We start from the raw sequence: 20,955 nt of genomic DNA, 5'->3' as shown, positions 1-20,955 counted from the left end.
GTATACAGACGTAAATATAGAATTCTAATTGGAATTACAAGTATCACGCCACTGCCTGAAGGTCGCTTTATACACGCTTTATGTACGGCTTTGATACGCCTTTAAGGTGGACTTGATCCTGTTATCTCAGGGAAATACCCTTATAATAATCTACTTCGCGGCGCAGCTTAGCCTTTTTCAGATTTAACTGTATAAGAGAAGTAATCAGGGATATTGGTGTTAAAACAAAAATACCTACCAGCAGTAATCCCCGGTACATGGATACGCGTCCCTGACGGGAAGGGGCGCCCGGACCGCCTTTAGCGCTGATGAACTTTGCCCAGAAGCGGAAAGCCTTCATTCCTTTATTTTCCAGTACTACCAGGTTGGGAATCAGTTCTACCGCATCCAGCGACAGCAATCGTGCATGCAGGGTGTCCCATTGATTCCTTTGCAGCGCCTCAGCTATCGGTGCAGCAAACCGGCCGGAAGTAATGATCTCGTTTTCCTGTACTCCTGCCTGGGGCAGAAAGCGCGTGGCTTCCTTTTTTCCTTTAAAAGCCCAGCGAAGGATGGTGATTACGGAAATGAGGTTAGGTGATTTATCTACCAGTACAATATTGCCCACAAGAGTGCTCCCTGCCTGCTGCAGGTAATTTTTCACCTTTTCCTGTGCATTCAGCCACATATTCCGGCTGCCCAGCAGGGTAACCACCTTTTTGCCTTTCAGCAATTGTTTGGCAGCGTCACTTTGCAGGAAAGCGGCGGTTGGTTGTGAAGGAGAAAGGAACCAGGGCTGATAAGCCAGTATCACCAGGTCGAATTGCGCATTCACGTCCACTTTCAATGGTTCAATACCACGGGGGGTGGATTGAACGGTTTCCGGCATGGTATCATAAAATTGCTGTTTCCCCCATGGGAAAGGGAAAGGCGTTACAGGCACCAGTTGCTCAAAAGTAATATCTGCTTTGCCTTCCAGCGGAGCCAGCACATGATCAATAATCCTCTTCAATTGCCCTGTCTGTGTATAATATACCACCAGGATCTTCGGTCTTTCGTTCATAAAAGGAATAGGAGTTCAACAATTCAAAACGTAAATCAAACAGTTCAAATAGTAAAATCTACAATTCAAGCCGTAAACATACAAAAAAACGGCAATGATTCATGTGATTTAATGATAATTTGACGCGAATTGTTGATGGGGTGGGGTATTTGTTCAGGGGGTAATGTCTTGTGCCCCAGCCAGGTACAGCATCAGCGGGATAATTAAAGCGAATGCTGTACCTGGACTCAAGGACTTGATATTGTTTTCTTCAAAACATCTCTATAAACTCTTTAACGCCGCCAAATATGATATTGAGAATGTTAAAGATTTGTAAATGTTGAAGCTTATTTTTTACTAATACTGCCAGAACCCGCTACAGAAGAGGAAATTTGCGGGGTACCCTTGTAATTTACGTTTCCGGAGCCGGCAATTTTTGCATCCAGCTTTACGCTGGCATATACATCTGCGTCACCGCTACCTGCAATATTTACACTTACATTTTCCGACAGCAGCTCATCTGCCTCAAAATTACCGCTGCCTGCAATAGACAAATTCACCTCCTTTGTTTCGCCTTTCAGGAACATGTCGCCGGAGCCGGCAATGGAGGCCTTTACTGCCGGGGCATTGATTTCGCCTTTGAGGTTACCGGAGCCGGACAGGTTAAACTTCACATCGGAGCGGGAAGTAAACTTACCATCCAGTTTCAGGTCGCCGGAGCCAGCCAGGCTGGCCTCATTGATTTCAGGGGTGGTGAGGAATACGTTCAGATCTTTATGGGTGCTGATGGAAACGCCGCGTTTCAATCTTACAATGAGGCGGCCATCTTCTTCTACCAGCTCCACCAGTGGGGCGATATTATCTTCTGCCTCAATAACAGCCGCTTTGGCAGCGCCCTGTGTGAGGTATACATTCATGCTTCCTTCTACTTTGATCCTTTGAAAGGGGACTACCTGCCGTTCTTCCTTGATAACATGGCCGTTACCTTTTACACGATTTTGTCCGATTACATCACAGGAATAAAAGAGTACAGAAACAGAAGAGGCCACTATGGCCTGATACAGGAGCGATTTTGCTGATATCATGGGTTTAAATTATAATAGAAAGATACGCCAGATTTCCGAATTTCGAATTTCCAAATCCGAAATTCGTGGAAGGACTTTATCTTTGCACCACCATGACAGAAAAGATACTTATCCTCGATTTCGGTTCACAGTATACACAGCTGATTGCACGCAGCATCCGTGAACTGAATGTTTATTGCGAAATTAAACCTTGCCTTCAGCCCATTGCCTGGGACGAAACTATTAAAGGTGTTATATTATCAGGCAGTCCTTTTTCGGTGAATGATGAGCATGCGCCTATCATTGATATTGCCGCGATTGCTGCAAAAGTACCCGTACTCGGTATTTGCTACGGCGCACAGATGATGGCCAAAGTTTTTGGCGGTGAAGTGGCTAAAAGCAACCTCCGTGAATATGGACGCGCCTTTATGGAGCACAACGACAAAGAGGAAAAGTTATTATATGATATCTCTGCAAAAAGCCAGGTATGGATGAGCCATGCAGATAGCATTAAACGTATTCCTGAAGCTTTTGAAATTATTGCCACTACAGAAAATATCCCGGTAGCGGCTTTCAAAAATACCACGCTGGCCGCCAACCCGATGTTTGGTTTACAATTCCACCCGGAAGTAACCCATTCCCTGGAAGGTAAGCTGATCCTCCGCAACTTCCTGTTACACATCTGTAACTGTAGCCAGGACTGGACACCGGCCGCCTTTGTACATGAAACCGTAGAAAAGATCAAGGCGCAGGTAGGCGATAAAAGAGTGGTAATGGCCCTCAGCGGCGGTGTGGACTCTACCGTTGCCGCTGAACTGATCCATAAAGCCATCGGCAAAAACCTGTTCTGCATCTTTGTGGATAATGGTTTGCTGAGAAAAGACGAATTTGAAACCGTACTGGAATCTTATAAACACATGGGACTGAACGTAAAAGGGATCAATGCAAAAGATCTTTTTTACGGAAAACTGGCAGGCGTTTCCGATCCGGAACAAAAACGCAAGATCATCGGTGGCCTGTTCATCGATGTTTTCCAGCAGGAAGCCACTCACCTCACCGATATTTCTTTCCTGGGCCAGGGTACCATTTACCCCGATGTAATTGAATCCGTTTCCGTAAACGGTCCTTCCGTTACTATCAAGTCGCACCACAACGTAGGCGGGTTGCCGGAAAAGATGAATATGCAGCTGGTAGAACCGCTGCGCTTCCTCTTTAAAGATGAAGTACGCCGCGTAGGTCGTGAAATTGGCATCAGCGAAATATTCCTGGGCCGCCACCCTTTCCCGGGTCCTGGCCTGGCTATCCGTATCCTCGGCGCCATTACCCCCGAAAAGGTACACATGCTGCAGGAAGCGGATAATGTATATGTAGAAGGACTGAAAGAAGCCGGCTTATACGACAAGGTATGGCAGGCGGGCACCATCCTGCTGCCGGTTCAAAGCGTTGGCGTAATGGGCGACGAACGTACCTACGAATTCACAGTAGCTTTACGTGCAGTAACTTCTGTAGACGGAATGACCGCCGATTGGGCGCATTTGCCTTATGAATTCCTCGCTAAAATGTCTAACGACATCATTAACAAGGTAAAAGGCATTAACCGCGTAGTATACGATATCAGCTCCAAGCCACCTGCTACCATTGAGTGGGAATAAAAAAAGGAAGCAATAAAATACTGAGCTATAGTTACGGAGTTGTGGATAGACAGATAATTTCTTCTATCCATAACTCCGTAATGCTTTATTTCACATTCCCCGGAATGATTTTTGTAAATTAGCGCCAATTATGAACCACTTAGTTTCAATTAAGCACCTGTTATCCGGATTGGCTTTATTGGTTTTGATCAGCTCCTGCTCATCTACCAGGAAAAGTACCAGTAAGGTAGACGGGCCACCACCATCTCTGAGTAAACCTACACCGGCCAAAAAACCGGAGGATAATAAGAAAGACGCTGCAAAAGCGCCTTTTAATGTGCCCGCATTTGGGAAAGAAGTTAAAAAAGCTTCCTATAACATTGCCTTCTTCGCACCATTATACCTCGATTCCGTTTTTGCCAACAGCAGTGAAATTCCTGGCCGCACCATGCCACGGTATGTATTGCCCGGTCTCGAATTTTATGAAGGCGCACAACTGGCGCTGGATACGCTGCAACAACAGGGATATAACCTGAAAGTAACCGTATATGACAGCAAGGCAAGGCAAAGTGTATCTTCCCTGATCCGCAGCAAGGCACTCGATGAAACGGACCTGATCCTGGGTGCTGTGAGCAACCCGGAACTGAAAGAACTGAGCGACTTTGCCAAAAACAAAGAGATCAATTTTGTTTCCGGTACCTTCCCCAACGATGGCGGTATCAGCAACAACCCGTTTTTATACATCTCCAACAGCACGCTGAAAACACATTGCGACGCGCTCCAGAACTATATCCAGGACGCATTTGCCACTAAAAATATTGTGCTGTTCCGTAGGAATACTGCCTTTGAAACAAGACTGGCAGCAGATTTCAAGGCATCCTATGATAAAATGGAAAGTTCCAAAAAATCAAGGATCCGGGAAGTAGTATGGAATGAGGCCACCACACCGGAAGAAATTTCCAAATACCTGCTGGCAGACCGTACCAATGCAGTCATCGTAACTGCCCTGGATGAAGCGGGCGCCAAAAGCCTGCTGCGTAAGCTGAGCATTTCTGCCACTACCTATCCGCTGCAGATCTTTGGTATGCCCACCTGGGACGTAATTAAGCTGAAAGAACCCGAGTTTAAAGGCTTACAGGTATTTTATTCATCTCCCTATTATAACGACAAAACAGATTACTACAGCCGGTATGTTTCCGATTATTTCCGCAGGGTATACAAAGCGCGCCCGTCTGACATGGCTTTCAAAGGCTTTGACCTGACCTACTACTTTGTAAAACTGCTGTATACCAATGGCGTTTATTTCAACAATATGGTGAGTACTTCCCCCAAAGTGATCACCAACTATAACTTCCTTCCGGTGTATCTGAAAGAAGGAGAGGAAACGCCTTCCTACTTTGAAAATAAAAATATCTACATCATCCAGAAGGGCGACAGCGTAGACATTAAAATGAATAAATAGTTGCTTTGCAACACCTCTTACTTCGTGCCACGACAACCGCCGTGGCACGATTTTTTTTACGTACATTCCCTATATGAATGTGCTGCAATTTACCGACAACGGCATCTACTGCCCTGCAGGCGATTTCTACATTGATCCCTGGAAACCCGTCAAGCGAGCGGTGATCACGCATGCACACTCCGATCACGCCCGGTGGGGAAATCAATATTACTTATGTGAAAATGCCAGTGTTCCCTTGCTGCGGTTACGGCTTGGCAACGACATCCAGGTACAGGGCGTCGCCTATGGAGAAACCATTTTTTTTAACGGAGTAAAGGTATCCCTGCATCCCGCGGGACACATCATTGGCTCCGCACAGATACGGGTGGAACAGGATGGAGAAATATGGGTAGCCAGCGGGGATTACAAACTGGAAAATGATGGACTGTCGGTCCCCTTCGAACCTATCCGCTGCCATACATTTATTACCGAATCTACCTTCGGATTACCCATTTACCGTTGGGCGCCGCAGCAACAGATCTTTGATGGCATCACCCAATGGATATACGAAAACCAGCAGGCCGGCAAAGCCAGCGTACTACTGGCTTACAGCCTGGGAAAAGCACAACGGCTGTTATATCACCTGAAAGATAAAGTGGATCATTTCCTGGCGCATGGCGCCATCGCCATTCCCCATGAAGTGCTGTTGCAGGAAGGCTGGGCGCTACCTCCCGTAGAAAGGATAACGCCCGAAACACCAAAAACTGCTTTTAAGAATGCAGTAATTATTGCCCCGCCTTCGGCGGAAGATAATGTCTGGATGCGCAGATTCCAGCCATACTCACTGGGCATTTGCAGTGGATGGATGCAGGTGCGTGGTAATATGCGCCGCAGGAACGCGGATGCTGGATTTGTATTGTCTGATCACGCGGATTGGGCTGGCTTACTGGAAGCGGTAACCGCTACCGGCGCAGAGCAGGTATATGCCACTCATGGCTTCAGCAGCGTATTCGCCCGTTATCTTACAGAAAAAGGTATTGCCGCCAAAGAAGTAACTACTTCGTATGGCGATGAGGAAATTATTAATAATCCTGAATCGTAAACCGTGCAACAATTTGCTGAACTGGTACAATTATTAAGCAACAGCACCAAAACCAATGAGAAGTTGGGGGCGCTGAGCCAATACTTTGCCACAGCGCCGGACAAAGATAAAACCTGGGTGCTGGCATTGTTCTCGGGTCGCCGGCCCAAACGAACGGTCAACAGCACACAACTGAAAACCTGGTGCATGCAGGCCACGGGGTTGTCCGACTGGCTTTTTGAAGAATGCTATCATACGGTGGGAGATCTCGGAGAAACCATCGCATTGCTGCTGCCGCCGAGCACCACTCCCATAGCGGCGCCCCTGCATTACTGGCTGGAGCAGCTGCAGCAACTGGAGAAAGCAACAGAAGAAACGAAACAGGCATTTATTCTGCAGGCATGGGATGCATTGGATAACGGGGAAAGGTTTGTATTCAACAAACTGATCACCGGTGGATTTCGTATAGGCGTGTCGCAGAAAATGATGGTGAATGCACTCGCCAAAACATACCAGATTGAACCTGCTACGCTCTCACATATGATCAGCGGCAACTGGGATCCGCATAATGTTACGATCGAAGAACTGCTGCATCAACATACTACCGGTGCAGACGCTTCCCGGCCATATCCATTTTATCTCGCTTACGCATTGGAAGGATTACCGGAATCACTGGGGCCGGAAAAAGACTGGCAGGCGGAATGGAAGTGGGACGGCATCCGCGGGCAGATCATCAAGCGGGAAGGACAACTGTTTGTATGGTCGCGGGGAGAAGAACTGATCACTGAAAAGTTCCCGGAGTTTACGCCATTAACTGCCGCTCTACCGGATGGTACTGTACTGGATGGAGAAATACTCACCTTTGCCAATGGACTTCCGTTGCCATTTCAAACGCTGCAAACCAGGATAGGCCGTAAAAACGTGACCCGCAAACAACTCCAGGAAGCGCCGGTTATATTCCTGTGTTACGATCTCTTGGAATGGGAAGGAACCGATATCCGGGAAAAAACGCTGGCGGAACGCCGCACCCTTCTGGAAGCGCTGGTGCAAAATATGCAGATGCCGGTATTACAGTTATCGCCCGAAATTATTTTTGACAGCTGGGATCAGCTAACGGAACTGCGGCTTCAATCACGCGATAAAGGCAGTGAAGGGCTGATGCTCAAGAAGAAGATAGCCGCTTACCAGGTGGGCCGCAAACGCGGCGACTGGTGGAAGTGGAAAATAGATCCGCTGGTAATAGATGCCGTGATGATATATGCACAGAAAGGCCATGGCCGCCGTTCAAATTTATATACTGATTACACTTTTGCAGTAAAAGATGGCGATCAACTGGTAGCCTTTACCAAAGCCTATTCCGGTCTGACAGACAAAGAAATTGCGGAAGTGGATAACTGGATCAAGCGCCACTCTATTGAAAAATTTGGACCGGTAAGAACGGTGCAGCCGCAGCTGGTATTTGAAATTGCCTTTGAAGGCATTGCCGCCTCTAACCGCCATAAATCCGGTGTAGCCCTGCGCTTTCCACGCATCAACCGGTGGAGAAAAGATAAGCCGGTAGCAGAAATAAATACCCTCGAAGACCTGAAAGAACTATTGCGCGTGAACGGCCATAACACCTGCAGCTGATTGATTGCGCCGGTAAAATACCAGCAGCTGTACAATAGCTGCCAATGCAATCATCGCCAGCATGGTTAATCCTGCGGCATAGCTGCTCCAACCCTTTATTGCAGCCAGTTGCATCATCAATCCGACCAAAGATAAACCCAGGCCGCCGCCCAACGCATTGGCCGTACCATTGATCCCCGAAGCAAGTCCCTGTTGTGGTTCCGGCACCGACTGCACCGCCAGGATAGTTACGCACGGAAAAGTAATCGCCATACCAAATGAATTGATACAGCCTACCGCGCAAAAAATAAACAGCAACTTATAATCCGTGAAGTAGCTCACGATAAAAAACAGTATGCCACATGCCATAAAAGCATTTCCCAGCATGCCTGTTTTTACCACGCCCAGCCTGCTAAACAAACGGGGTAATATAAATTTTGAAATGACACCTGATAAAATACTAAAGGGGAATAACAGCAGGCCGGCCTGTGAAGAGGTGAAGTGCAGATCCTGTTGCAGGTAGATGGTGAGCATAAAAATATAGCTTAGAAAGATACTACCCAGCATTACTGCTCCTATATTTCCGGTGATCACCCCATGTAATCTGAACAGTTTAAAGTCTACTAACGGAGACGGATGCACGCGTTCACGGCGTATAAAAAACATACCGGCTGCGAGGAACAGTAATAACCACAGGCAGTATTCCGTATAGTGGTGAGTGATATTGCCAAGATCGTGGATCAGCCATGCTGCCAGCATCATCAGTCCGGTAATCAATAATGCACTAGGTAAGTTATGCGCTGGTTTTGCCGCGGTCTTTTCATCGGCAGGAATATATACCATCGCCAGTATCACTGCCAATCCTATTACCGGTACATTAATAAAAAATACCCATTGCCACCCGAGATAGTTGCTGATTAATCCGCCGATGGCAAGCCCCGTGGCAAATCCGATGCCTGCGGTAGCGCCAAAAATTCCGAATGCGCGATTTCTTGCTACCGGTTCTTTAAAAGTATTGGTAATAATAGCCATTGCCGCAGGAATGGCGAAGGCCACACCAGCACCTTGCAGCGCCCTGCATACCAGCAGCCAGGTGAAGTTGGGTGAAAAACCTGCTGCCAGGGAAGCCAGCACAAAACAGCAGGCGCCTGTTACAAATACTTTCTTTCTTCCTGTAGTATCCGCCAGCCGGCCGCCAAGCAATACGAGTCCTCCATAAAATAAAACATACACGGTTTGTACCCATTGAATGGCAGCTGCATCAAAATGAAAAAATAATTCCATCTGCGGAATCGCCATGTTGAGCACAGATACATCCAATGCTTCAAAGAAGATAGCCATGCAGGCAACTGTTAATATGATTCGTTCCTTTTTCACGGTACAAACGTATTAAAACATCTCAAAAGGAATTTAATTCTTAAAAATTTAGAACAAACGGCTATAATCTCACAATAAATTAGATATTTGTTCCAAACACATATACACATGGCAAGCAAAAAAGAAAATAATACGGAGGACATACAATTGAACCTGGATGAGAAAGACCTGGGCATCCTGAAGTTATTACAGCAGGATGCAAAAATGACTATCCGGGATATTGCCCGTCAGCTGAACCTTAGCACCACCCCGGTGTACGAACGGATCCGGAAAATGGAACAGGCAGGCGTTATCAAACAATATGCAGCCATCGTAGATCCCAGGAAGATTAATAAGAGTCTCACTGTGTTATGTTATATCACCCTGAAAGAACACAATAAAAAGTGTGGTAAGAAATTCATCCAGGAAATACTCGGTTTCACGGAAGTAACGGAGTGCCTGAATATTTCAGGGGAGTTTGACTTCATGATCAAAGTACAGGTAAAAGACATGGATGAGTACCGTGAATTTTACGTGAATAAACTGGGTGAGTTAGACAATCTGAGTCATACACAAAGCATATTTGTGATTTCCGTGATTAAAGCAACGCACCAGGTAGTGTTTTAACGCCAGCAAACGGGTTAGGGATCAGCAGTACACGATAAAATTGATACACAAAAAAATATTTACTGTAACCTTATAACTTATTTACCCGTTTTAAACCTATGAAATATCTTTACCTATCCCTGTTAATGTTTGTAACTGCTACTGTCACTGCCCAAAAGAAATCTTTTCAATCCGCTGTCGGAATAGGCGGTATTGGTGGCTATCATTACGGCGCCCTGGCTTTCAGTTTTGAGCCCCGGTTTAATTTTTATGAATTCTCTGAGAAGGAAAGTTTATCAGTTGGCGCCTGCTTTGCGATGGGACCTTCTATTGGTTCTGACCGGCGTACTGATCGCGATAAGATTTCCGGCGGCCCTATACAGCCAGGATGGATGGTGAATATTCCCGTTACCGTTAATTATACTTTTGGCAATGCTGCCACTCCCCGAAGCTATAAATATATTGGGTACTCCGTTGGGGCAGGCTACGCAGCGCACAATGGCCGCCGCTATGTGGATCCGGGTCCCGGTATCGATACGGTGGAAGTGCATGCGCATGGCCTGGTGCTGGATGGCAGGATCAATTTTCCTAGGGGTAATTCCTCATGGAGCCTGCAGTCTTCCTATATGTTTAACTTCAGTAATAACAATCCTGATATCAAAGGTATCTTCAGCATGTCGTTGCTCTATAATATCGGCATCCGTATACATCAGCACAGGGAGAAGCGGCACTACGACCACCCCAGGGAATACTATCACGAACTGGACCGTGAAATGAGAAAGAAAAAAATGGAGAGCCGGCGAAAAATTATGGCGCCACGGGGTTCATCAAATCAAAACCTGCGTGAAAGTCGAGATAGCCTGCAGCAGATTCCCCCGGATCAAAAACAACTACCATAGAACATACCGGCTTCCTGCTGCGGGAGTTGGCTGTTTCAAAAGCGATACCCTGTTTCTTATCCTCATATACTACAATTTTTCTTGCCTTATTAGCAGATTCATAAGCCTGTGCTTTTTGAACACCCGGATATGCTTTTTTGATAGCTGCAATGCTGCTTCCAGGTCCTACGCCTTTACTGGTTCTGAACTTCGGTGAATTTACGCGGATCTGTTTTACGTACTGCGTGTCCTGTGTACGCATCGCGGTAAATACGGCCAGCATATGCGATGAGTCGATAGTATTGTCTTTCCTCCGGCTGTACCATATCCGCCAGGCTTTCATCATAGCGGCATCGCCGCCATCCGGTTTTCCCAATACTGCCAGGCTCTGGGCCGGTGCTTCGAGTTTTATTTGTCCGATTGATTTTCCGGGTGTGATGAGCCAGGCGCTTTTCTGGGCGAATGCTGCGGAGGTAGCAGATAAGATGGATAAGAAAATGATAAGGAGGCGCATAGTTTTCGTTTGGGAAATGAGTTCAAAAATGTTGCCATTAATAGTAACGTTCTCCTCTACAGAAAAGTTAAAATTGTAGTCAAAAATATATAAAACAGCAGCAGCAATGTGACGTTTACACAAACAATGGTGTATATACTTTGAACATAAAATTACACCTAATGGTCAATATAAAAACATCATTTTTAGCAGATATTAAAAGCATGCTTTTTACCGCCAGACAGAAAGCATATGCCGCTGTTAATTCTGCAATGGTAGAAGTATACTGGAACATCGGCAAACGTATTTTTGAAGAAGAGCAGTTAGGAAAGGAACGTGCAGATTATGGTACCTTTCTGATAAAGGAACTTGCAAGGCACCTAACTAAGGAGTTTGGGAAGGGTTTTGATGAAAGAGAACTACGCCGTATGCGGCAATTTTACCAGCTATTCCCAATTCGGGACGCACTGCGCCCCGAATTGAGTTGGACTCATTATCGCATTATTTTACGAGTTGACAGCCCAACAGCCAGGCAATATTACCTTATAGAGACTGCAGAGCAATCCTGGAGTACTCGCCAGCTTGAACGCAATATCAATACCCTTTATTACGAACGGATATTATCGACCTCTAATAAAAGGGAGGCCTTATTGGCCGAGCAAAAAATGGAAAAAACAAAGCCTGACGATGTTATCAAAAACCCTTATGTTTTGGAATTTCTAGGATTAGAGTGGCCAACCGGATACTCAGAAAGCGAAATTGAGTCTGCGATTATTACCAATTTACAATCATTCTTACTCGAATTAGGTAAAGGCTTCTCATTCGTTGGACGCCAATATCGTATTAAGACAGATACTAAAGTGTTTTTCATAGACATGGTTTTCTACAACTATATTTTAAAATGCTTCGTATTAATTGACCTGAAAATAAAGGATCTCACACATCAGGATATTGGGCAGATGGATATGTATGTTCGGATGTTTGAAGATCTCAAAAAAACAGAAGGAGATAATCCTACTATTGGAATTATTCTCTGTGCTGAAAAAGACCAAGCTATAGTTAAATATAGTATGCTGGAAGAAGGTAAACAAATTTTTGCGGCAAAGTACCGACTTGTATTACCAACTGAGGAGGAACTGAAAAATGAACTTGAACGCGAAAAGCAATTTATCCGGGAGCAAATTGCCAATAAGCAACCAGCTTCTTAAAAATCTATTTTTAGCAAATCTCGTGTACCTTTACCCCCATGTTACTCAAATTTCCCAAAGATCAAAACGGGCAGCAGATCCTCAAAGCAGGCAATACCCACTTCGCCATGTTAAAGCAAAGGAGTAAGGCTGATAAACGCACCATATTCCTGACGGAAAACGTGATGATATTTGTATTGGCGGGACATAAACAGCTGCATTTCGACCAGCATACCGTAAAGGTGGAAGCGGGTTCTGTATTGCTGATGAAACGTGGGTTTTACGTAATGTCCGACTATGTGAGGGAAGAAATACAATTTCAAAGTTTGCTGTTATATTTTTCAGATGAACAACTGCGCAGGTTCCTCCATAAATACAATTACGTTACGCCTGTAAAAGCTGCTGTCACCAATCATCTTACCTTGCCCATCACCCCGCTGCTGGAAGTTTTCGGGGAACATTATACCGCCTACTTTGCACAAACACCGTCAACGCTGGCGGCGCTGTTATCGGTAAAACTATATGAGGCATTCCTCCTATTGCTGGCTACGCCGCAACATGCTTCCGTGCTGGCCTTTATGCAACAGATTGTACACGCACAGCCGCAGGACATTGCCTTTATTGTAAAGCAACATCTGTTTCAACCTATTACCCTGGCAGAAATGGCGAGATTGTCCGGCCGCAGCCTGGCATCCTTTAAGCGGGATTTCCAGCAGCAATACCAGTCGTCACCCCGGCGGTGGATCAATGAGCAGCGACTGTCCTATGCACACATGCTCCTGGAAACCACTACACAGCAGGTAGCTGAAATAGCTATTGCCTGTGGCTTTGAAAGCACTTCCCACTTCATCCGCATCTTCAAACAAACTTATGGTATCACGCCCAATCATGTGAGAGCCAAAAAAGCTATCATCTGAGCTTTTTCCGTTACCGGCGATGCGTATTCGGGGATAATTTTGCATTTATAAAAAGAAGAATATGCAAACATTATCTGAAAAGAATAAGGCAGTGGTAAAACGCTTCAATGAAGAATTCCTGGTGAAAGGCAACCTGCAGGCTTTTGAAGAAATAGTAGCACAGGACTTTATTAACCATACTGCACCTGCTGGCAACAACGACCGTATTGCCACCCGCGATTTTATCCTACAGCTACTACACCCCGCGATGCCGGATCTTCAACTGGAAATTTTTGATATGATAGCGGAAGATGACAAGGTAGTAACCCGCAAAGCATTTACAGGCACCTTCACCGCGCCTTTTATGGGACAGGCGCCCACCGGCAAAAAAGCCACCCTGCGTATTATTGATATCATACAGCTGAAAGACGGGCAATACATTGCCCACTGGTCTATCCGTGAAATGATCACCACATAAATTATTTGCTGAAATATGCTTATTTTAAGCGTATGAACCGCAAACACTTTTTGTCTGCTCTTATTACCACCGGCGCGGGCCTGCCGGCACTGCAAACATTCGCTGGCATTGAGTTATCTGCTCCTTCAGATAAGAAGGAACCACTTGTTCCTCCTTATCTGAAACCCGGTGATATCATCGGCGTTACCTGCCCCGCAGGATACATCAGCAGGGAGGAGATCCAGCCCGCGATCCGGATTATGGAAAGCTGGGGTTTTAATATTCGTATAGGCAAAACCGTGGGCGACCGGGACTATAGTTTCGGCGGTACCGATGCGGAACGACTCGCGGATTTACAAGCCATGCTGAATGATGATGATATTAAGGCCATCATGTGCGGCCGGGGTGGTTATGGTACCGCACGGATTGTGGACAAACTCGACTTCTCCCGCTTTCAGCGGAAACCCAAATGGGTGATTGGTTTCAGCGACGCTACCGTATTGCACTGCCATATTAGCCGGCACTTTGGTATTGCTTCCCTGCATTCAAAAATGTGCAACAGCTTCCCGGACGATTTCGGAAAATCGGAACCCGTTATCCAGGATACTATCATGTCCATCTACCAGGCGCTTACCGGCAAAAAAATGCAATACAGCGCATTGCCGGATACCCGCAACAGGAAAGGAAAGGCGAGAGGGGTGCTCACCGGCGGTAACCTGTCTATTATTCAAAGTATGTCGGGCACCAATTCGGAAATTGACACCAACGGGAAGATCCTGTTCCTGGAAGAGGTGGGGGAATACCCGTATAGCCTTGACCGTATGTTAGGCACCCTGCAGCGCTCACATAAACTCGACAATCTCGCAGGGCTTATCATTGGCGGGTTTAACCGGATTAAACCGGATGATCCCGGCGAAGAATTTGGCAGAACCGTGTATGATATGGTACTGGAAAAGGTGAAAGATTTTAACTTTCCCGTGTGTTTTAATTTCCCCGTAGGGCATCAGAAAAATAACTATGCCCTTAAATGTGGCATGATGCATTCCCTCTATGTTGGCGACGACACAGTTACTTTAAAGGAATAATTACTTTACAAAAAATGTAATGATAAATAATACGGCCAGTACATACATGACCGGGCTGATGCTTTTGTATTGCCCGGTTAATACTTTCAGCAATACGTAAGACAACATACCAAACACAATGCCTTCTGCAATGCTATAGCTGTATGGCATCATCACAATAGCCAGGAATGCAGGAATTGCTTCTGTTACATCATTGAAATTAATTTTGGTGACCGCTCCCATCATCAGCATCCCTACGATGATCAAAGCCGGTGCCGTGGCGGCCTGTGGAATCATAGCAAAAACAGGCGCAAAGAACAGGGAGAGCAGGAACATAACAGCTACCGTAAGCGCCGTTAAACCGGTTTTACCACCGGCGGCAATCCCGCTGGCACTTTCTACATAGGCGGTTACTACGCTGGTCCCTAATAATCCCGCCGCCGTAGTACCCACCGCGTCTGCCATCAAAGCCTGTTTGGCACGGGGAAGCCGGCCCTGCTCATCCAGCAGGCCCGCCTTATTACAAAGACCGATCAGCGTTCCTACTGTATCAAACAGGTTTACCATCAGCAGGGTGAACAGGATCATCACCATATCCAGGGTGAATATTTTATCGAATTGCAGCTTGAAGGCTATCGGCGCCAGCGAAGGCGGCAGGCTTACCAGGTGGCCGTTGGCCGGCAAATGCGTGATGCCAAGCGGAATACCTACTACAGTAGCCGCCAGGATACCAATCAGCAACGCGGCATTCACATTCCGGTACATCAGCACCGCGCTGACGATGAGTCCTATCAGCGCTACCAGGGGCCCGATGCTGGTCACATCGCCCATTTTCAGGATCACACCATCCAGCTTTCCACCTCCTACATGATGCATACCCGTTTCAATAATACCTGCATTGGCCATCCCTATCAAGGCAATCAACAACCCGATACCCACTGAAATAGCATGCTTCAGGTTTTCTGGTATGCTGTTGATGATCGCCTCCCGGATCCTGAACATCGACAAAAAAATAAAAATAATGCCTTCCAGGAAAACCGCGGTAAGCGCAAACTGCCAGCTGTAGCCCATAGAAGATACAATGGTGTAGGCGAAAAATGCGTTCAGTCCCATCCCCGGCGCTACGCCAATAGGCAGCCTGGCATATAATGCCATCACCAATGTGCCAATGGCAGCGGCCAGGGCAGTGGCGGTAATCAACGCATTAAAATCCATTCCTGTACGCGACAGGATACTGGGATTAACAGCCAGGATATACGCCATGGTGGAAAAGGTGGTTAACCCTGCCAGTACTTCTTTCTTAACAGTAGTGCGATGTTCGGAGAGCCGGAAAAATTTTGCGAGCATGATGCAAAAATAAGCGTTTCACGATTTACCATTTTATCCTAATTTCATTCCTATGCAACAACGTTCGGGTGGATGGAAAGTGATTAATAATTGGTTGGGCGAAAAAGAACTGAAGCCCTTCAAATTCCAGGAGGATGCCTGGAAGGCTTACCTGCAGGGCAAATCAGGAATCGTGAATGCGCCTACGGGTTTCGGAAAAACCTTCTCCCTGTTCCTGGGCGCCGTTATCGCCTGGATAGATGCGCACCCGAAAGATTATACCCACAAAACAAAAAATGGCTTACAGCTATTATGGATAACGCCGTTGCGCGCGTTGGCCAAAGACCTGGGCCGGGCCATGGAAAGCGCCCTGCAGGAACTCAATGTTCCCTGGCAGGTAGGCATCCGCAGTGGCGACACACCCGTTGCCACGCGGGCGGCACAAAAAAAGCAAATGCCGGAAGTACTCATTATTACACCGGAAAGCCTGCACCTGCTGCTGGCGCAGAAAGAATACCCTTCGGTATTTAAACACCTGCACACCGTGGTGGTAGACGAATGGCATGAGCTGATAGGCAGTAAACGGGGCGTAATGGTGGAACTGGGTCTCAGCCGGCTGAGGGGACTGCGACAGGATCAACTAAAAGTCTGGGGGATTTCCGCTACCATCGGCAACCTCGATGAAGCGCTGGAAGTGTTGCTGGGCCCTTATCATAGCGATGGCCTTATTATCCGCGCCAAACTGAAAAAGAATATCGCCCTGAAAAGCGTGATCCCCCACGAAATAGAAAATTACCCCTGGGCAGGACATCTCGGCATCAAAATGCTGCCACAGTCGTTACCCATTATCAACGACAGTCAAACTACCCTGATATTTACCAATACCCGGTCGCAGTCGGAGCTGTGGTACCAGGCGCTTCTCCGCGAAGACCCCATGCTGGCAGGCGCGCTGGCTTTGCACCATGGCTCTATAGATATGGAGCTGCGTATATGGGTAGAAGAAGCCCTGCACAACGGTATCCTGAAAGCGGTGGTATGTACCGCCAGCCTGGACCTCGGGGTGGACTTCCGGCCGGTAGACAGCGTTATACAGGTGGGCAGCCCGAAAGGGGTGGCCCGATTCCTGCAAAGAGCCGGCCGTAGCGGGCATCAGCCGGGAGCCATCAGTAAAATTTTCTTCCTGCCTACCCATGCCCTGGAACTGGTAGAAGCGGCAGCACTGAAAGCCGCTATGGAACAGGATCTTATAGAAAGCCGGATGCCGGTGCTACTCGCTTATGATGTATTACTCCAATACCTCATGACGCTGGCGGTATCCGACGGCTTTCATGGCAATGAAATATGGGAAGAAGTAAGACATACCTTTTGCTATCAGCATATTACCGAAGATGACTGGCAGTGGCTCCTCTCCTTCCTCACCACCGGCGGCGAGGCGCTGGGTAGCTATGATGAATTCAAAAAAGTAGAACGGGAAGGCAACTTCTACATCTGCCGCAGCCGGATGATGGCCATGCGTCACCGTTTACATATAGGCACCATTGTAAGCGACGCGATGCTCAAAGTAAAGTTCATGAGCGGCGGCTACATCGGTGTCATCGAAGAGGGTTTTATTTCCCGCCTGTCGCCCGGCGATTCCTTTACCCTGGCGGGCCGCAACCTGGAATTTATCCTGATCAAAGATATGACGGTGCTGGTCCGCAAATCAAATTCCAAAAGATCGATTGTGCCCAGCTACCAGGGCGGCCGTATTCCCCTTTCTTCCAACCTGGGACGGATGCTGCGCGAAAAATTTAATGAGGCGCTTTCGCGGAATACAAAAGATCCGGAGCTGATTGCCTTACAACCACTATTCAACCTCCAGGAAGAACTGTCGCATATTCCAAAAGCCAATGAACTGCTGATTGAACAGATAGCCACCAAAGACGGTTACCATCTTTTTGTGTATCCTTTTGAAGGGCGGCTGGTACATGAAGTAATGGCGGCGTTGCTGGCTTACCGGATCAGCCGCATCCAGCCTATTACTTTTTCTATCGCCATGAATGACTATGGCTTTGAGTTGTTGTCTGACCAGCCTATTCCGCTGACGGCCGAAAACGCCAAACAGCTTTTTTCTACAGAAAACCTGCTGATGGAGCTGCAAACCAGTGTAAACGCTACTGAGATGGCCCGGCGAAAATTCCGCGACATTGCGGTGATAGCCGGTTTGATATTCCAGGGGTATCCCGGTAAACACAAAGCTAACCGTCACCTGCAATCGTCGGCTTCTTTATTATTTAACGTGTTCAAAGACTACGATCCGCAAAACCTGCTGCTAAAGCAGGCTTTCAACGAGGCCTTCTTTTACCAGATGGAAGAGGCCCGTTTGAGGGAAACGCTGGAACGCATTGCTGTTAGCCGGATCGTGATCACCACACCACAAAAGCTCACGCCTTTCTGCTTCCCGATTAAAGTAGACAGTTTACGTGACACCATGACCAGCGAAAAGCTGGAAGACCGGATCAAAAAATTGATCACGGTGAACGGTTAAGAAATCTCTAATTTGCACCTCATTAAAAAACAGTTGATTCAGTGGTCGCGGAAATATTTCACTTTCAGGAACAGCATTGGCATTTATCACCTCAGCGGGCAATTTTCTGGGAAGAAGAAAAAGCGCTGATCCTTTCAGATCTGCATCTGGGGAAGGCGGCTCATTTCCGGAAAGCAGGGATTGCCGTGCCGGCGGGTATTGTACAGGAAGACCTGTTCCGGTTACAGCAACTGATTACCCATTACCTGCCAGACAGAATTATTATAGTGGGAGATATGTTTCATAGCCGGGAGAACAATGAAGTGCAGTATTTCAAATTATGGCGGCAGCAGTTTTCCCGGATCTCCTTCGACCTGGTGAAAGGCAATCATGATATTATGGCCGATGCCGTGTATGAGCAGCTGCAGATCAATGTACACCCTGCACTTACTTTGCGTAATATTCATTTTATCCATGAGCCTTGTGAAGACAACAATGGCTTCGCCTATACTTTTTCCGGACACCTGCACCCGGCTTTCGTGATGCATGGAGCCGGCAGGCAACGGCTGCGTTTACCCTGCTTTTATTTTGGCCGGCATTGCGGCATTTTACCCGCTTTTGGCCACTTTACCGGCTCAGCGAACCTTGACCCCGAGGAAAGGGATCCTGTGTTTGTAATAGCCGGAAAATCGATTATACGCGCCCAATGAAGATTGCCAGTCACGATATATATACCCATCCTTTGCCGGCAGATCATCGTTTCCCGATGCTCAAGTATGAACTGATACCAGCCCAGCTGCTGCGGGAAGGTATTATCAACCCCGGGCAGTTATTTGCTCCCGAACCGGTTACAGAAGAAACTATTCTTTTAACACATACCGTTGCCTATTGGCATAAGCTGAGAGACCAAACGCTGGAGCCCCGCGAACAGCGGAAAATAGGCTTTCCCCAATCGCCTGCGCTAACCCTTCGCGAGATGGTGATTACACAGGGCACCATCGATATTTCGCTGCATGCGCTCGATCATGGTATTGGTTTTAATGTAGCTGGCGGCACTCACCACGCGTTTGCGGATCATGGGGAAGGTTTCTGCCTGCTCAACGATTTTGCCGTAGCCGCCAATTACCTGCTGCACCGGCAGCATATCAAACAGGCGCTGGTGATAGACCTCGACGTGCACCAGGGCAATGGCACTGCCGCATTGTTTGCCGGTAACCCCCATGTATATACGTTTAGTATGCATGGCGCACACAATTATCCATTTCATAAAGAAACATCAGACTGGGATATTCCGCTGGCAGACGGTATGGATAACGGCACTTACCTGCAGTTGCTGGAAGAAGCCCTGCCAGTGCTGATTAACCGGGTTAAACCGGATCTTGTTTTTTATCTTTCTGGGGTAGATATCCTGGAAACGGATAAATTCGGGAAGCTGAAGGTTACGCAGCAGGGCTGCCTGGAGCGGGATGAAATGGTTTTCCATTCACTGAAAAAACATCACATCCCCTGTGCAGTCGCGATGGGAGGAGGTTATTCCACCCACATCCGCGATATCGTAAATGCGCACTGTAATACTTTTAAGGCAGGCATCCGTATTTACGGTTAAATAATTTTCCCGTCTTTCATTACCAGCTGACGGTCGCTCATAGGCGCCAGTTCTTCATTATGCGTAACAATGATAAAGGTTTGCTTCAGTTTATCGCGCAGTTCCATGAACAGGTGATGCAGTTCCCGCGCGTTACGGGAGTCGAGGTTACCGGTAGGTTCGTCTGCCATTACCACGTCGGGGTCATTGATGAGAGCCCGCGCTACAGCTACTCTTTGTTGTTCTCCACCGGAGAGGGCGTTGGGTTTGTGCTCAAGCCGGTCTTTCAGTCCGAGTGTTTCCAGGAGGAACACCGCTTTTTCCTTTACCTGGCTTTTGCGGGTGCCGGCGATATAACCGGGGATACACACATTTTCGAGGGCAGTGAATTCCGGCAGCAGGTGATGGAACTGGAAAATAAAGCCAATATGACGGTTCCTGAAATCGGCCAGGGCGTTTCCCTTTAAACCGGTCAGATTGACATCATTAAGCCAGATACTGCCAGCAGTGGGCGTATCAAGGGTTCCAAGAATGTGCAGCAAGGTACTCTTACCAGCTCCGGAGGAGCCTACGATGGTTACAATCTCTCCCTTACTGACAGTAATGTCTACCCCTTTTAATATGGGTAAATTGGAATAATTTTTGGTAACATTGCGAGCGGTTAGCATAACCCAAAGAAAAGTAATTAACCGATAAAATAGTAAAAGTTGTTTATTTCAAATTAAATAATACTTTTGCGGAAAATTAAAAAGTAA

The 20,955-nt window shown here is 47.1% G+C and carries 19 protein-coding genes; 13 read left to right on the top strand and 6 right to left on the bottom strand.

Translation table 11 applies throughout. The features are described 5' to 3' along the window. Window positions 1–121: 121 nt before the first annotated feature. Both AB6805_RS10685 and AB6805_RS10680 read right to left on the bottom strand, forming a co-directional pair. A complete protein-coding gene (locus AB6805_RS10685) occupies window positions 122–1,042 on the bottom strand; it encodes a hypothetical protein (protein ID WP_370909412.1) in 921 nt (306 codons plus the stop codon). A 326-nt stretch (window positions 1,043–1,368) separates the two neighbouring features. Continuing rightward, a complete protein-coding gene (locus AB6805_RS10680; protein WP_370909411.1) occupies window positions 1,369–2,106 on the bottom strand; it encodes a head GIN domain-containing protein in 738 nt (245 codons plus the stop codon). 92 nt (window positions 2,107–2,198) lie between these two features. Here AB6805_RS10680 and guaA point away from each other — a divergent pair, with 92 nt between their 5' ends. From guaA to AB6805_RS10660, 4 genes are all read left to right on the top strand, one after another. Next, window positions 2,199–3,737, top strand: a complete 1,539-nt coding sequence (guaA, locus tag AB6805_RS10675) for a glutamine-hydrolyzing GMP synthase (RefSeq protein ID WP_370909887.1) — start codon at window positions 2,199–2,201, stop codon at window positions 3,735–3,737. Between the two features lie 130 nt (window positions 3,738–3,867). After that, on the top strand, window positions 3,868–5,178 hold the full coding sequence (locus AB6805_RS10670; RefSeq protein WP_370909410.1) for an ABC transporter substrate-binding protein: 1,311 nt from the start codon (window positions 3,868–3,870) through the stop codon (window positions 5,176–5,178). A 73-nt stretch (window positions 5,179–5,251) separates the two neighbouring features. Further along, window positions 5,252–6,259 (top strand): ligase-associated DNA damage response exonuclease, encoded by a 1,008-nt coding sequence (locus AB6805_RS10665; protein WP_370909409.1) that lies wholly within the window; start codon window positions 5,252–5,254, stop codon window positions 6,257–6,259. A gap of 3 nt (window positions 6,260–6,262) precedes the next feature. Then, complete coding sequence (locus tag AB6805_RS10660; protein WP_370909408.1) at window positions 6,263–7,867, top strand: ATP-dependent DNA ligase; 1,605 nt, start codon at window positions 6,263–6,265, stop codon at window positions 7,865–7,867. Here the strand turns inward: AB6805_RS10660 and AB6805_RS10655 are convergent. Continuing rightward, window positions 7,832–9,223, bottom strand: coding sequence for an MFS transporter (locus AB6805_RS10655; RefSeq protein ID WP_370909407.1), 1,392 nt, complete (start codon window positions 9,221–9,223; stop codon window positions 7,832–7,834). The genes AB6805_RS10660 and AB6805_RS10655 overlap by 36 nt on opposite strands. 108 nt (window positions 9,224–9,331) lie before the next feature. Here AB6805_RS10655 and AB6805_RS10650 point away from each other — a divergent pair, with 108 nt between their 5' ends. Together AB6805_RS10650 and AB6805_RS10645 are read left to right on the top strand one after the other, a co-directional pair. Beyond that, window positions 9,332–9,829, top strand: a complete 498-nt coding sequence (locus AB6805_RS10650) for an Lrp/AsnC family transcriptional regulator (protein ID WP_370909406.1) — start codon at window positions 9,332–9,334, stop codon at window positions 9,827–9,829. Between the two features lie 98 nt (window positions 9,830–9,927). Further along, on the top strand, window positions 9,928–10,707 hold the full coding sequence (locus tag AB6805_RS10645) for a hypothetical protein (RefSeq protein ID WP_370909405.1): 780 nt from the start codon (window positions 9,928–9,930) through the stop codon (window positions 10,705–10,707). Here AB6805_RS10645 and AB6805_RS10640 read toward each other — a convergent pair. Beyond that, window positions 10,616–11,323, bottom strand: a complete 708-nt coding sequence (locus AB6805_RS10640) for a hypothetical protein (protein WP_370909404.1) — start codon at window positions 11,321–11,323, stop codon at window positions 10,616–10,618. The genes AB6805_RS10645 and AB6805_RS10640 overlap by 92 nt on opposite strands. Window positions 11,324–11,361: 38 nt before the next feature. Here AB6805_RS10640 and AB6805_RS10635 point away from each other — a divergent pair, with 38 nt between their 5' ends. The 4 genes from AB6805_RS10635 (at window position 11,362) to AB6805_RS10620 (ending at window position 14,804) form a co-directional block, all read left to right on the top strand. Beyond that, the gene (locus tag AB6805_RS10635; RefSeq protein ID WP_370909403.1) at window positions 11,362–12,387 is read left to right on the top strand and encodes a YhcG family protein; all 1,026 of its coding nucleotides are present in this window, start codon (window positions 11,362–11,364) and stop codon (window positions 12,385–12,387) included. 38 nt (window positions 12,388–12,425) lie between these two features. Next, window positions 12,426–13,283, top strand: coding sequence for a helix-turn-helix domain-containing protein (locus AB6805_RS10630; RefSeq protein WP_370909402.1), 858 nt, complete (start codon window positions 12,426–12,428; stop codon window positions 13,281–13,283). A gap of 61 nt (window positions 13,284–13,344) precedes the next feature. Beyond that, window positions 13,345–13,740, top strand: a complete 396-nt coding sequence (locus AB6805_RS10625) for an ester cyclase (protein WP_370909401.1) — start codon at window positions 13,345–13,347, stop codon at window positions 13,738–13,740. A 32-nt stretch (window positions 13,741–13,772) separates the two neighbouring features. After that, window positions 13,773–14,804 carry an LD-carboxypeptidase gene (locus AB6805_RS10620; protein ID WP_370909400.1) on the top strand — a complete coding sequence of 344 codons (1,032 nt, stop codon included), beginning with the start codon at window positions 13,773–13,775 and terminating at the stop codon, window positions 14,802–14,804. Here the strand turns inward: AB6805_RS10620 and AB6805_RS10615 are convergent, their stop codons facing one another. Next, entirely contained in the window at window positions 14,805–16,130 is a 1,326-nt protein-coding gene (locus tag AB6805_RS10615) for an NCS2 family permease (RefSeq protein WP_370909399.1), read from the bottom strand. A 52-nt stretch (window positions 16,131–16,182) separates the two neighbouring features. Between AB6805_RS10615 and AB6805_RS10610 the strand changes: the two genes are divergently transcribed. Genes AB6805_RS10610 through AB6805_RS10600 form a run of 3 tightly spaced genes read left to right on the top strand, consistent with a single transcriptional unit; the run spans window position 16,183 to window position 20,221 of the window. After that, a complete protein-coding gene (locus AB6805_RS10610) occupies window positions 16,183–18,636 on the top strand; it encodes a ligase-associated DNA damage response DEXH box helicase (protein WP_370909398.1) in 2,454 nt (817 codons plus the stop codon). A 41-nt stretch (window positions 18,637–18,677) separates the two neighbouring features. Further along, window positions 18,678–19,325 carry a ligase-associated DNA damage response endonuclease PdeM gene (pdeM, locus tag AB6805_RS10605; RefSeq protein WP_370909397.1) on the top strand — a complete coding sequence of 216 codons (648 nt, stop codon included), beginning with the start codon at window positions 18,678–18,680 and terminating at the stop codon, window positions 19,323–19,325. Then, window positions 19,322–20,221 (top strand): histone deacetylase, encoded by a 900-nt coding sequence (locus tag AB6805_RS10600; RefSeq protein ID WP_370909396.1) that lies wholly within the window; start codon window positions 19,322–19,324, stop codon window positions 20,219–20,221. The genes pdeM and AB6805_RS10600 overlap by 4 nt, the downstream gene beginning before the upstream one ends. Here AB6805_RS10600 and AB6805_RS10595 read toward each other — a convergent pair. Further along, on the bottom strand, window positions 20,218–20,868 hold the full coding sequence (locus AB6805_RS10595) for an ABC transporter ATP-binding protein (protein WP_370909395.1): 651 nt from the start codon (window positions 20,866–20,868) through the stop codon (window positions 20,218–20,220). The genes AB6805_RS10600 and AB6805_RS10595 overlap by 4 nt on opposite strands. Between the last annotated feature and the right edge of the window lie 87 nt (window positions 20,869–20,955).

It is taken from the genome of Chitinophaga sp. RCC_12 (assembly GCF_041360695.1).
GTDB lineage: Bacteria > Bacteroidota > Bacteroidia > Chitinophagales > Chitinophagaceae > Chitinophaga.
This window is presented reverse-complemented; position numbering and strand designations above follow the sequence as displayed.